At 35.0% G+C, this 13842-nt stretch carries 12 protein-coding genes; 4 read left to right on the top strand and 8 right to left on the bottom strand.

Annotated elements, in window-relative coordinates; all coding sequences use genetic code 11:
- Positions 1–120: 120 nt before the first annotated feature.
- From AACZ41_RS09160 to AACZ41_RS09140, 5 genes are all read right to left on the bottom strand, one after another.
- The gene (locus tag AACZ41_RS09160; RefSeq protein WP_339628113.1) at positions 121–378 is read right to left on the bottom strand and encodes a hypothetical protein; all 258 of its coding nucleotides are present in this window, start codon (positions 376–378) and stop codon (positions 121–123) included.
- 313 nt (positions 379–691) lie between these two features.
- The gene (locus AACZ41_RS09155) at positions 692–2044 is read right to left on the bottom strand and encodes a DEAD/DEAH box helicase (protein WP_339628112.1); all 1353 of its coding nucleotides are present in this window, start codon (positions 2042–2044) and stop codon (positions 692–694) included.
- A 515-nt stretch (positions 2045–2559) separates the two neighbouring features.
- Positions 2560–4215 (bottom strand): amidohydrolase, encoded by a 1656-nt coding sequence (locus AACZ41_RS09150; protein WP_339628111.1) that lies wholly within the window; start codon positions 4213–4215, stop codon positions 2560–2562.
- 45 nt (positions 4216–4260) lie between these two features.
- The gene (locus tag AACZ41_RS09145) at positions 4261–6762 is read right to left on the bottom strand and encodes an FtsX-like permease family protein (RefSeq protein WP_339628202.1); all 2502 of its coding nucleotides are present in this window, start codon (positions 6760–6762) and stop codon (positions 4261–4263) included.
- Between the two features lie 47 nt (positions 6763–6809).
- Complete coding sequence (locus tag AACZ41_RS09140; RefSeq protein ID WP_091622973.1) at positions 6810–7499, bottom strand: ABC transporter ATP-binding protein; 690 nt, start codon at positions 7497–7499, stop codon at positions 6810–6812.
- Between the two features lie 62 nt (positions 7500–7561).
- Between AACZ41_RS09140 and AACZ41_RS09135 the strand changes: the two genes are divergently transcribed.
- On the top strand, positions 7562–8302 hold the full coding sequence (locus AACZ41_RS09135; protein WP_339628110.1) for an arylesterase: 741 nt from the start codon (positions 7562–7564) through the stop codon (positions 8300–8302).
- On the opposite strand, the gene AACZ41_RS09130 is transcribed toward AACZ41_RS09135, so the two are convergent.
- The 3 genes from AACZ41_RS09130 to AACZ41_RS09120 all read right to left on the bottom strand — a co-directional run bounded on the left by AACZ41_RS09130 (position 8299) and on the right by AACZ41_RS09120 (position 9964).
- Positions 8299–8538 carry a hypothetical protein gene (locus AACZ41_RS09130; protein WP_339628109.1) on the bottom strand — a complete coding sequence of 80 codons (240 nt, stop codon included), beginning with the start codon at positions 8536–8538 and terminating at the stop codon, positions 8299–8301. The two genes, AACZ41_RS09135 and AACZ41_RS09130, sit on opposite strands and share 4 nt — an antisense overlap.
- Before the next feature lie 324 nt (positions 8539–8862).
- Entirely contained in the window at positions 8863–9099 is a 237-nt protein-coding gene (locus AACZ41_RS09125) for a hypothetical protein (RefSeq protein ID WP_339628108.1), read from the bottom strand.
- 181 nt (positions 9100–9280) lie between these two features.
- Positions 9281–9964: a peptidoglycan DD-metalloendopeptidase family protein gene (locus AACZ41_RS09120; protein WP_339628106.1), complete on the bottom strand. Its 684-nt coding sequence runs from the start codon at positions 9962–9964 to the stop codon at positions 9281–9283.
- Between the two features lie 101 nt (positions 9965–10065).
- Between AACZ41_RS09120 and msrA the strand changes: the two genes are divergently transcribed.
- The 3 genes from msrA to AACZ41_RS09105 all read left to right on the top strand — a co-directional run bounded on the left by msrA (position 10066) and on the right by AACZ41_RS09105 (position 13576).
- On the top strand, positions 10066–10791 hold the full coding sequence (msrA, locus tag AACZ41_RS09115; protein WP_339628105.1) for a peptide-methionine (S)-S-oxide reductase MsrA: 726 nt from the start codon (positions 10066–10068) through the stop codon (positions 10789–10791).
- A 76-nt stretch (positions 10792–10867) separates the two neighbouring features.
- Positions 10868–12244, top strand: a complete 1377-nt coding sequence (locus AACZ41_RS09110) for a DUF1080 domain-containing protein (protein ID WP_339628104.1) — start codon at positions 10868–10870, stop codon at positions 12242–12244.
- Between the two features lie 3 nt (positions 12245–12247).
- A complete protein-coding gene (locus tag AACZ41_RS09105) occupies positions 12248–13576 on the top strand; it encodes a Gfo/Idh/MocA family oxidoreductase (RefSeq protein ID WP_339628103.1) in 1329 nt (442 codons plus the stop codon).
- Positions 13577–13842 lie beyond the last annotated feature (266 nt).

The following is a 13842-nucleotide window of genomic DNA, read 5'->3' as shown; positions in this document are numbered from 1 at the left end:
ATTTTTTGAAGTAAAGTATACAACTCCCAGAACAACAAAAGCAGGTATTAAAAGTGTAAGTAACATCATAATTTATAATTTAAAGGGTGCTTCATTGCACCTTTTTTAATAGAGCAAAGATTATGCCAACTTACCGTAACTCTTATGGGTAATGAAGGCTAATTCTCTATTGACTCTAGAATTTTTATATCGATACAATCGAGTTAATTCAGTTTCAGTAGTAATTGTAAACGTTTTCTTATAGTCAGTACCATTAAGGCTATCAACCATAACAATACCCATTTCAATAAGGTTAACTTTATCATCTGATTGAGGGTTTTGTGCCTTCGCCAATGCTCCGGCGAAAATTATTATTAGTAGAGTGAATATTGCTTTCATATCTTAATGTTGGATATTATAAAGATACCAGCAGCTCAACAATCAAGGCTCTTGACCTCGCTGAACTGCTCTAATTTTCGGCTAGCGTAAATTTCTATGATGAATCGACGAAAAGTTTCGACAAATGGTTTTTAACCTAAAAACATTACACAGAGATAGTATGTAGTTCGTCGATGTTTTTAAATAACTGTAGAATTAAAGCATCAACAAAAACACCTTAAATGGAATGTTCTAAATGATATATGTTCAGAAAAGCTAGTAAGTTACCCTGTATTATAAAAAGAAAGCTATATGTGAATTAAAGAAGGAATTATTATTTATTTCTACCCCTTTTTCCATAATTTTTATCGCCTCGAGTCTTTGGCTTAGAATATTTCTTTTTAATAATCCATTTATAAGAACCACCTTGGTTTTCCTTTTTGTTCTTATCCGATTTATCATGAAAACTAGCTCCACGCTCGTCTTCATTTATATTCAAAGGATTTTCACGCTCCTTATGTTTGGGTTGTTCGTCGAAAGTAAGCTTAGTGGCTATTTCAACATCACTTGGTAAATCCAATAAATTTACTTTCTGCAACATCAAATCTTCGATGGCATCTTTTGCTTCCTCCTCATTTGGAGTAAATAATAAAATAGAAGTACCCTCCTTCTCTGCCCTACCCGTTCTACCGATTCGGTGCATATAGTTTTCAGGATAAATAGGTGTATCAAAATTAATGACATGAGAAATTTCCTGAAGGTCAAGTCCGCGTGCCATAACATCTGTAGTTACCAAAATACGGTTCTTCCCCTCATCAAATTGGTTGATAGAGCGTAATCTATAGTTTTGGGTCTTATTAGAGTGTATGATACAGATTTCTTCACTAAAAAATTCTGCCAGTTCTTTGAACAATAAATCTGCACTACGTTTGCTAGAGACAAAAACCAAAACTTTATGGTATTCCTCTTCTTTCTGCAGTAAATTGACCAGCAAATTTACTTTTGTATAAAAGTTTGGGGTAGCATACCCAAATTGAGTTATGTTCTCTAGTGGAGTTCCACTTACTGCAATTGAGATTTTCTGTACTCCTGTAAAGAAATCAGTAATAAATAACTCTATGTCATCTGTCATAGTTGCAGAGAACATAATATTTTGTCTTCTGTTCGGTAATAATTCAAAAATATTAACCAATTGAAATCTAAAACCAAGGTCTAACATTACATCGACCTCATCAATCACAAGTTTCCTAACTGATTTTAATTGAACAGCTTTGGTCAAAATTAAATCGTATAATCGTGCAGGAGTTGCCACCAAAATATCGGTACCCAAAGCCAACGCATCTTTTTGTCGTAGCATACTTTTACCTCCAAATACGCCTAATACACGTATACCTGAATATTTAGCCAGTTTTTCAGCTTCCTCTACAACTTGTACTACCAACTCACGAGTAGGTACAAGAATAATCACCTTCGGATGAATTTCTTTTGAAAATGATAGGGTATTTAAAATAGGTAATAAATATGCAAATGTTTTTCCTGTTCCAGTCTGTGCAATACCGACAACATCGCTACCACTCATTACGATAGGAAAAGCCTTCTCTTGAATAGGTGTTGTATTTTCAAAACCTAAATCATCTAAGGCTTTTTCTAAGTTTCTAGAAATCTTTAAATCGGTAAACAAGGGCATAAGAATGACTTTTGTATTAAAAATGCAAAGCTATGTGGATTAGTTGACAATACATGCTAAATGCTGTAATTATAGCGTTAATATTGACCAGTGGGGGTTATCAATTTTCATTAATTAATGATATTGTAAATCAATTGGTTATTATCTTTCTATTTCTTCCTGTAAAAATATAAAGCAACGTACCTAAAAAAGGAAGGAAGAACACGATTAAAAACCAAGTGGTTTTAGCATCATTTTTAAATTTATTTCGTGCTATATCTATTAAACAATAAATCCATAGCCCTAATATAACCAGTAGAAAGGTTTGCCATGCCCATAAACCTAAAGATAAGTTTGAGATAGTACTTTCCATAATGAAGATTAATATTTAGTAATCAGTTTCAATAAAAGCATTAAGTTAAAACTAAAATGGCATCAAACCTTAAAAATTCCACAACCTATTAAATAATGATACTGACGATTTTTAAAATTTAAATATTCCAGTTTTATTATTGTTTTTGATATTATACTCTAAACTAGTCTAAGTTTGAAACATACACTTTATTTCCACCAATATACGTTTGTAAAACATGTACATCTTTAATTTTATTCGGTTCTATAGAGAACAAATCTTCACTAAGAATAACAAAATCAGCGAATTTTCCAGGTTCTAAAGTTCCTTTTAAATTTTCATCGAACGAACTGTAGGCTGCATTCTTAGTGTATGCCATTAACGCCTGTGACACACTGATTTTTTGTTCCGGAACCCAACCATCAGGGTTTTTACCATCTGTAGTTTGACGAGCAACAGCTGCATAAACTCCATAAATTGGAGAAGCAGGTGCAACAGGCCAATCACTACTAAAAACTAAAGTTGTATTTGCATCCAATAAAGATTTAAAAGCATAGGTACTTTTAATACGTTCTTTACCAATAAGTTCTTCTGCCCACCTACCATCATCAATAGCATGATAAGGCTGCATACTTGCAATAACATTGAGTTTAGAAAATCGATTAATATCATCCTTGGCTAAATGTTGTGCATGCTCAATTCTAAATCGTCTGTCCTTATTCCCATTATCTTCAATAACGCGTTGGAATGTGTTCAATATGGTATTATTCGCTCTGTCACCAATAGCATGAACTGTAATTTGTAAGTTTTTATTATCTGCATTTGATACCCATTGATACAAACTATCTACATCAACTATAAAGAGACCTTTATCCTCCGATTTATCCGAATAAGGTTCATTGAATGCTGCGGTATGTGAACCTAATGAGCCGTCTACAAAACCTTTCAGCAAGCCATTTTTCAACCATTTCGGTTCAATTGTAGTATTAGGTATAGAATTCCAGTATTTTAAGGGATCTGCAGAATAGACTCTAATTTTCAATTTATTAGAAGCATACATTTTATCCAATATCTCAAAGCCTCCTAAACTATCTACATCATGAATGGACGTTACACCTTGAGAAATCAAATAATCTTGAGCTGCATTTATTGCCTCTTTCTTCTCATTATTAGTAAGCGCTGGTATTTTATTCAAGACCAAATACATAGCCTCGCTTTTTAAAATGCCTGTGGGAGTGCCATCAGGGTTTTTAACAATTTCACCATTTTCTACATTTGCAGTATTCTTATCTATACCTGCAATTTTCAAGGCAGCTGAATTAGCTAAAATCATATGCCCATCCATTCTATAAATTGCAACAGGATTTTCACCGGTAAATTCATCTATCCATTCCTTAGTAGGGAGTTCTCCACCCCAAAGTGTATGGTCCCAATTTCCTTCAACTATCCATTGGTTAGGTTTTATATTGTTTGCGAATGCAGCAATTCTATTAATGAACTCATTTTTTGTTTTAGCATCTCTCAGTTGCACACTTAAAAGACTATTGCCGCCCATTAGTAAATGTACATGAGTATCAATAAAACCAGGTGTTATGAATTTATTTTGAACATCAATTACTTCTGTAGATTCCCCTTTAAACTTTTGAATATCTATTACTGAACCAATGGCCAGAATGGTATCCTCTTTAATGGCCATAGCTTCTGCTTTTGGATTATCAGAATTTCCTGTCCAAATATTCGCATTGGTAATAATGAGGTCTGCTTTTATGCTATCATTTTCACATGAAGTTAAAAGAATCGTAATAGCAAAAGAAAAAATTAATCGTTTTATCAAGATCATAAGTAAATCATCTTCAGTTAAAAAATTATAAAAAACAATAACCCTTTATTTTCCTTCTTTTCTTAATACTTGCAATGGCGGACTATTTAAAACACCTCTACTATTTAATAATCCTATAAAAAGCACTAAAAGAGTAATTCCTGGTAAGACCATTAAAAATGGCACCCATGAGGGTATAAATGGTGTATCAAAAATAAAATAGGCAAGTAAAAAGCTACTAACTAACGAAAGTAGTACGCCTACTCCACTACCTAAGACACCTAAAAACAGATATTCCAAAGCATTAATTTTTAAAATCTGTTTGCTTTGTGCACCAAGTGTACGCAACAATACACTTTCACGTATACGTTGGTATTTGCTATTACGTACAGATCCTATTAAAACAATAATACCTGTTAGAATACTGAAAAAAGCCATAAAGGTAATCACCCATGAAATCTTATCCAGAATATTTTCAATAAGTGTCACCACCTGTCGTAAATCAATAATGGAGACATTAGGAAACTTTCTCACCAGTTCACGTTGCAAATTGGCTGAAGATTTTTTGTCAGGTGCGTTTGTTGTCAATACATGAAACTGTGGCGCATTCTCTAATACTCCTTTTGGAAATACAATAGAAAAATTGAGCTGCATACGCGCCCAATCTACCTGTCTAATATTACCCACTACGGTGGTCATCAATTTTCCTTGAACATTAAATAAAATGGTATCGCCTAGAGTTACAAGTGCATCATTGGCTACATTATCTGCTAAAGAAATCGGTATAACCTCAGCATTAAGCGCTACACTAGGTATCCACTCCCCTTCTAATAACTTCTCAGACCCGATCATAGAGTCTCGATAGGTAGTTCTAAACTCATGGTTTAAAATCCATTTATTCACCCGTGTAGTACTATCTAATCGAATATCATTAACACTGCGGTCTTTTATACGTTCCATTCGCATAGTTACGATAGGAATATTATCAATTACAGTTAACCCATTTGGGGTAATCGTGTTGGCCACGGCATCACGTTGTTCGGTCTGAACGTCAAAAAGTATCAAATTCGGACTTTCAGCGCTTGATTCGAAAGACGTTTTAGCGAGTAGAAAATCTTTAGTAAAATATAAGGTACTTATTAGAAAGGTTCCGATTCCTATTGCCAATATTAATACCACGGTTTGGTTATTGGGGCGATATAGATTCAATAAACTTTGTCGCGCTGCAAAGCTCCACGATTTTGGAAAATATCGTTTTATCAATCGCATAAATAGAATGGACACTCCAGCCAAAATGGAGAACGTCACTAAGATACCTGTTACAAAACTTGCTGCAAATGACCATCTGCCCAACAGCCAATATGCAAAAAGGAACACGAAAAGAACTATGGCCAACATTACCCATATTTGATATAACCGTGATTTTTTATTGGTATCTTCCTGTACGCGTAAAACTTGTAAAGGTGAAACGAACCAGGTATTAATTAACGGAGAAAGGGCAAACAAAACTGACATGCACACCCCTAATAACAAGCCCACAAAAATCGATTGGAACGAGGTAGAAATTTCTACTTGAAACGGTAAAAATTCTTGGAGAATCACCGGAAAAGTTTGCTGTAAAACCAGACCTATAATAGTGCCAATAAAGCCGCCCAACAATCCCATTCCCGCAATTTGAAGCAAATAGATTAAAAAGGTCTGCTTACGGGTCGCTCCTAAACATTTTAGAACGGCGACAGATTTTAATTTCTCTTTAATATAAATATGCACAGAGCTAGCGATACCTACACAACCTAACAGAAGTGCTATAAATGCCACAAGATTTAAAAATCGACCAACATTTTCATACCGCCGACCTAATCGCTGACTGGTATCTGTATGGGTATCTAAATCAGCATTTTCGGCATCTAACAAAGGATCTACCTTTTTATTAAGTTCCTTTAAATCTATATTGGGGTTTTTAAAATAATAATTATACCCTAAACGGCTTCCCCTTTGTAGTAGTCCGCTTTCTTCCATAAACCGAAACGGCACAATAATAGGCGGTGCTGCCGTAGCGCCAATTCCTGTACTACCAGGTGCGGTTATCAATGAACCGATAATCGGAAAAGTAATAGACCCTAGCTTTACACTATCGCCCGGTTTTAAATTAAATTGTAACATCGCGGTAGCATCAACTAAAGCACCTCCTTTTTCTTGAAATTCAATAGCTGCGTTTGCGGGCTCGGTTTCTAATTCCCCATAAAAAGGAAAACCTCCTTCCATACCACGCACCTGAACTAATTTAGTAGCTCCATTTTTTGTAAAAGCTGCCATCGAAGCGAAATTCACCTCCCTAGCATCGGCTCCACCAAGGGAGTCCATCAACTGAATTACCCGCTCATTTGCTGGTTGATTACTATCGATGAGAAAATCGGCTCCCATAAGGGCTTTTGACTGTAGACCGATGTTATCTTTAAGGTTATCACTAAAAGACTGAATTGAAACGACTGCTGCTATACCTAAAATTATGGAAGCCATGAACAAGAGCAAGCGCTTACCACTTGCCTTACCATCGCGCCAAGCCATTTTCAATAACCAATTAAAGTCTGCTTTTGAAGTTCGTGTTGGTTTACTCAAGATATTGCAGAGGTTTCATTGATTACTATTTTACCACCTTTAAGTCGTAATACATGTTGGTTCAGTTTAGCCAATTCTAAATCATGGGTTACAATAACCAAAGTAGTTCCCATTTCAGTATTTAAATCGAACAGTAATTTTATCACCTTTTCTCCTGTTTCTTCATCTAAATTACCCGTTGGTTCATCAGCAAAAAGAATTGAAGGTTTGTTTGAAAATGCCCTAGCTAAAGCAACCCGTTGTTGTTCCCCACCAGAAAGCTGTGACGGATAATGATTATGTCGATTGCCAAGACCAACTTTGGTCAGTAGTTCCATAGCATCTTTTGTTGCATGTGGCGCACCCTGTAATTCTAAAGGAACACTTACATTCTCTAATGCGGTCAGGGTCGGTAACAATTGAAAATCTTGAAAAATAAATCCGACTTTTTTATTTCTTAAAAGAGCACGCTGGTCTTCATTCAACGTACTTAAATCTTCACCACAAAGATCTATACCACCTTCATCAATTTCATCTAAACCAGCACACAGTCCTAACAAAGTAGTTTTCCCACTACCGGAAGGACCTACGATTGCAAAAGTTTCCCCTTCCTCTATTGAAAAAGAAATATCATCTAATACTGTCAAATTTTTAGATCCACTCGTATACGTTTTCCTTAGATTACGTACGTTTAATATCTTTGCCATAAATCATTTTACTTCAAGCTAACAAAATAAGCAAATGATTTTGAATCTAATAAGCAAAGACTATGTTGAAAGTATTAAAGTTTCGTTATTTTTTATGGGCACTCATGGTTATTGGATGTGGAGAAAGTACAGAACAAAAACAATCGGATGGCGCTACCAAAGAAATTAGTACTACCCAAAAGGAGGTTATTGATACTAACCAAAAGGTTATCTTGTTTTATGGCAATAGTCTTACAGCCGCATATGGCTTAGATACAAAGGAAGGATTCCCAAATAGAATTCAGCAGCGTTTAGACTCTTTAGGATTGGAATATAAGGTCATTAATTCTGGATTGAGCGGCGAAACCACATCTGGCGGTTTAAATAGACTTGATTGGGTACTGAACCAACCTGTAGATATTTTTGTTTTAGAGTTGGGTGCTAATGACGGACTAAGAGGAATACCCATTTCTGAATCGATGAACAATCTTCAAGCAATGATAGATATGGTTAAGGCTAAAAACCCTGAAACTATAATTATTTTAGCCGGTATGCAGATACCACCAAATATGGGTGCTGATTATACTTCACAATTTATGGCAATGTATCCTACTTTAGCCGAGTCTAATGAAATACTGTTAATACCTTTTTTATTGGAAGGTGTTGCTGGTATACCTGAATTGAATTTAGAGGATGGCATTCACCCAACAGCAGAAGGGCAAAAAATTGTAACTAATAATGTCTGGAAAATTTTGGAATCGGTTGTTCTACCAAAAACCGATATAGAGGTAACTACAGCTACCGAAGTTGATAAATTGAATTAAGCAATAAGTATTTTTAAAGTTGTTGGTTTAAATTTTAAAGCTTGTTTAATTCTAGCATTTTTAACTTTAAAAAACCTTGCAGCTGTTTGGTAACCCTGAGTATTAATATCAGATTGGTCTATTATATCTGCCATGGGCATTACAACAGTCTGTACTTTGGTAACGGGTAACCTATCTTGGGCTTGGGACGCGGTTCCCAAACAGACAACAAGGAATAAAAAAATAATTGTACGCATAATAAGTAGGTAAATTTGGTTTGTAGATAACCCACTCATTGTAAGTAAACGTATTTCTAAATCGATAAGATGTACTGTTTTATCGATGAACGGATATATTTTCGATGTATTACCTTATTCTGTAGTCCTTTTTCCTACAAATATTTCTGTCGATAATCGGTAAATACGAGCCGTTTATCGATTTAGTGATTATATTCCTACAAATTCAGAAATTTTATATTCTGGATATATTAATCGTTTGCTTAAAGGCGGTAATCTAGATTTAATTTCTTAAAGATATAATAAGGAGAATGCTGTTAAGTAGTTATTCGATTTCTAATAAAATTAAGCCATTTTAGGTTTATTAGCCTTAGTAAGAAAATTCAGTTCCTTTTTGATATTCGAATTTTTAAACTTGTATAAACGAGCAACTTCAGTTTTAGTCTCCAAGTTCAATTCGTAAGATGTTTCAGTAACGATAGTCATTTCAATAGTTTCAACTTTTACATCGGCAGTACCGTTTTGTGCTTGAGCAGTAAATCCTAAGAAGATGATAAAGATAATTGTTACTATTGTTTTCATGACTTGCGTTTGTTACACTTATAGAACGCAGCAGGCCTTGATTCACTTGGGGGTGAATCGCTCAAAAACACATATTACTCGTTACTTTACACGTACTCGGTTGAAGTGTAAAATCTGGTCGACAAACGACACAGTAACCAAAATCACCTTAGCGATTAAAGATGCAGTTAATCGATACAGGTTACTTCAACTTCAATAAAATATTGGGGTCTGGGCAGTTTTCCTGATAAAAGGACAATTGTTCTTTGGCGCATACTCCCGGATAATCACCGTGGTTCCCTTCTAAGTCATTAATAATCTGAAAATGAAGATGTGGGGCATAATTGACATTTATATCAGGTGTTCCTAATCTGCCAATGGTATCGCCCGCTTTAAATTCTTTATTAATAAAAAGTCCATCCAACGAATCTACCGACAAGTGGCCATATAAAGTGTAAAAGATATAATTACCCAAAACATGCTTTAATATAATCGTTGGTCCGTAATCACCAATAACATTATTATTCTTAAAACTATGCACCACACCTTTTATGGGAACAATTACTTTGGTTAAGGCAGCGCACCAATAATCGATTCCTAAATGAATGTTTCGAATTGGTTTTTTGCTCGAGGTAAAACCTTCCTTATCATTATATAGGTTACGCTCTTCTAAATAGCCCCCATATGCTATTAACCCTTGCTTATCGAGCAAAATTTTATCAATATAATTTTGACAAACAGCATAGTCAGTGATATCTAAACCCAATAACTCCTCATTATCCTTAGAAAGATTTAAGGATACATATTCCTGAATAGGAATTGCCGTATCTAAAATAGAAATAGGGTTTGTGGTATACGATTTAAGGTCTTCAAGCAATGTATCCATTTCCCAAAAATATAATATCCTTTTATCTAGTTAACATTTTTTAACCATTTTCCTCGTAAGGTCTTTGTAAATTACCTACAAATTGCTAAAAGAAAATTGCCATGAAATTATTACAATTAACAATATTGGCCTGTGCTACATTACTAGCTACAAGTTGTCAATCTAAAGTCAAGAAAAATACCTTATCAGAAAATGCTGAAAACACTGAAATTGTAAATGATGAAGTTGATGAGGTTGATGAGGTTGATGAGGTTGTAAAACTAAGTCCCCAACAATTAAGTAAATATGAAACTGCCTATTTTGCCAGTGGTTGTTTTTGGTGTGTAGAAGCTATTTTCGAGAGTGTTAAAGGAGTTAAAGAGGTTGTTTCTGGCTATGCTGGAGGCGAACAAAAGAATCCTACCTATGAAGACGTCGGTTATGGTAAAACTGACCATGCAGAAGCTGTAGAGGTCTATTATGACCCAAAAGAAATCTCCTTTACCGAATTGGTTCAAGTTTTCTTTGGTTCTCACGACCCTACCCAATTAAATAGACAAGGTCCTGATCGCGGTAGACAATACCGTTCTATTGCCTTTTACAAAACCGATGAACAAAAGAAAATAATAGAAGGATACATGCAAGCACTTACAGATCAAAATGTATATGGCGGCGACCCAATTACAACAGAGGTCACCCCATTCACGGTTTTCTATAAGGCAGAATCTTACCACCAAGATTACGAAAAAAACAATCCTAATAATTCATATATTAAAAACGTATCTATACCAAGATTAAATAGGTTTAAAGAAAACTTTGGAGATTATTTAAAGAAGAGTGTGCACTAAAAGGTCTCCCAAAAAATTGTTATATTCAAGCGCCCTACCGGGCGTTTTTTTTATAAACCATAATTTACCAAAACCAATGAAATCAAATATCAATATTCTGCTCATTACCTTAATTCTAACAACATTTATAAGTTGTAATCAAAAACCTAAAGACGATACCCCTTGGGTAAATCTTTTTGACGGAGAAACTTTAAATGGATGGTCACAACTCGGCGGCGAAGCCACTTATGCAGTAAAAGATAATGCTATTGTGGGCACCACGGTGCATAACACCCCCAACTCATTTATGACAACAGATAAATTGTATGGTGATTTTATTTTAGAATTAGATTATAAGGTAGACCCTAGTATGAATTCTGGCATACAAATTAGAAGTAATAGTTTACCACATTATATGGATGGGCGAGTTCATGGATATCAAATAGAAATAGATCCATCTGAACGAGCATGGAGTGCCGGTATTTATGATGAAGCAAGAAGAGGTTGGTTGAACCCGATGACCGATAACCCTGATGCTCAAAAGGCATTCAAGCAAAATGAATGGAACCACTATCGAATAGAAGCTATAGGCGACACCTTAAAAACGTGGATCAATGATGTACCTGCTGCTTACTTAATTGATGATAAAACAGATAAGGGTTTTATAGCGCTTCAAGTACATAGCATCTCTGATGAACAGAAAGATGGTACTGATATTATCTGGAAGGATATTAAAATTTTAACCGACAGTCTTTCTAAGTATTCAAGAAAAAGTCCTTTGACACCAATAATCACAAAAAATGGATTAGGTGCAGACGAATTGAAAAATGGTTGGAAAATGTTATGGGACGGCGAAACTACAAATGGTTGGCGAGGAGCCCGTTTAGATGAATTCCCAACAATAGGATGGGAAATTAAAGATGGTATTTTGACCGTACTATCATCCGGTGGTGAAGAGTCTGCAGCTGGTGGAGATATCGTTACTAAAGAGTTATATGGTGATTTTGAATTAATGTTAGATTTTAAAATCACAGAAGGTGCCAATAGTGGTATCAAATACTATGTAGATACCGATATTAATAAAGGGCCAGGTTCTTCAATAGGTTTAGAGTATCAAATATTAGATGATGCTAAACACCCTGATGCAAAACTTGGAAACCATGATGGTAGCCGCACCGTATCTTCTCTTTATGACCTCATTCAAGCAGATGTTAACAAACCAATGAACGGACCAGGAGAATGGAATACCGCTCATATCATTTCTAAAGACAATCACGTAGAACATTGGTTAAACGGAATGAAAGTTTTAGAATATGAACGTAAAAGCGACGACTACCGAAAATTAGTATCAGAGAGCAAATATGCTCAATGGCCAAATTTTGGAGAAGCTGAAAAAGGACATATTCTTTTGCAAGATCATGGAGACAAAGTTTCCTTTAAAAACATAAAAATAAAATCAATCATTAAAGAATAAGCAATGACCACTAGAAGAAACTTTATTAAAAAAACCTCCGCAGGTACAGCAGCGGTTACTTTGGGCAGTTTTGTCTTTCCAAATAGTTCGTATGCAAATATTCTTGGCGCTAACGACCATATCAATTGTGCAATTATTGGAGTGCGAAGTAGAGCAAAAGCACACGTAATGGCTATCCATAATGATAAAAATGCCAAGATCATATATTCTTGTGATGTCGATGATGTAATATTAAAAGAACATAATGAGTGGTGCCAAGAAAATATAGGATACATACCTAAAATAGAAAAAGACTTTAGAAAAGTATTGGAAGACAAAGACGTCGATGCGGTATTTATTGCTACCCCAGAACATTGGCATGCACCAATGGCTATTTTAGCTTTACAAGCAGGTAAGCATGTTTATGTTGAAAAACCTTGTAGTCATAATCCGTATGAAAATGAACTTTTGGTGGAAGCACAAAAAAAGTATGGAAAAAAAGTACAAATGGGCAATCAACAACGTTCAGCAAAAACGTCAATTAGCGCTATAAAAGATATACAAGAAGGTATTATTGGAGATGTTTATAAAGGAGAGGCATATTACTCTAATAATAGAGGTTCTATTGGTAAAGGAAAGGTTATTGATGTTCCTTCTACATTAGATTGGGATTTATGGCAAGGACCAGCACCAAGAGAATCATACAAAGACAATATTCACCCTTATAACTGGCATTGGTTTCGCACTTGGGGTACGGGTGAAGTACATAATAACGGTACCCATGAAATAGATATCTGCCGTTGGGCCCTAGGTGTAGACTTACCGGAAACAGTTACATCTTTTGGTGGCAAATATACCTTTCAAGATGATTGGGAATTTGTAGATAACCAACAAGTAACCTACACTTTTGCAAATAATAAATTTTTAACATGGACAGGCCATAGTCGAGGAATAATGAAACCAACGCGACCTGGCCGAGGAAGTACAATATACGGTTCTAAAGGAAGCATTATGCTTGACCGTAATTTCTATCAACTTTATGATTTAGATGGCAATCTTTTAAAAGAGGAACTTGAGGGTGGCTCAAGCGAAACAACCAACACAAGAGGTGAAGGCCAATTAGATACAAACCATATTTCTAATTTCTTTGCAGGTATTAGAGAAGATAAAAGTCTTAATTCTGATATTAGCGATGCAAGTGTTTCTACCATGCTATGTCATTTAGGAAATATGGCCCAAGATGCAGGAGAAACCTTAAAGATTGATTCCACTACTGGAAAAATAACTAATAATGCTAAAGCCATGGAATCATGGAAGCGAACTTATGCCGAGGGTTGGGAACCGTTTCTATAGCTTATAAGTTTATTTAATTTTCAAATTAGAGCAATCTACTAATTCATATTATGAACTTGGTAGGTTGCTTTTTTTATTCTAAGGTATTATTTACATCCAATGCGTTAAAATCTAACCCATTATATAAAATAGTATAAAATGAAGACGGACTTTATATAATGCTAGAAATAGTAGATGATATTTTGTTTGACCAAACTAAAGACCCTTAAAAATTTTGGTGGAACGATGACTGTGTAGTGGTTTATATCGATAAGGATAATTCTGGA

This window comes from uncultured Maribacter sp. (assembly GCF_963974015.1).
Taxonomy (GTDB): domain Bacteria; phylum Bacteroidota; class Bacteroidia; order Flavobacteriales; family Flavobacteriaceae; genus Maribacter.
The sequence above is the reverse complement of the archived record's forward strand: the minus strand, read 5'-3'. Positions and strand labels throughout refer to the sequence as shown.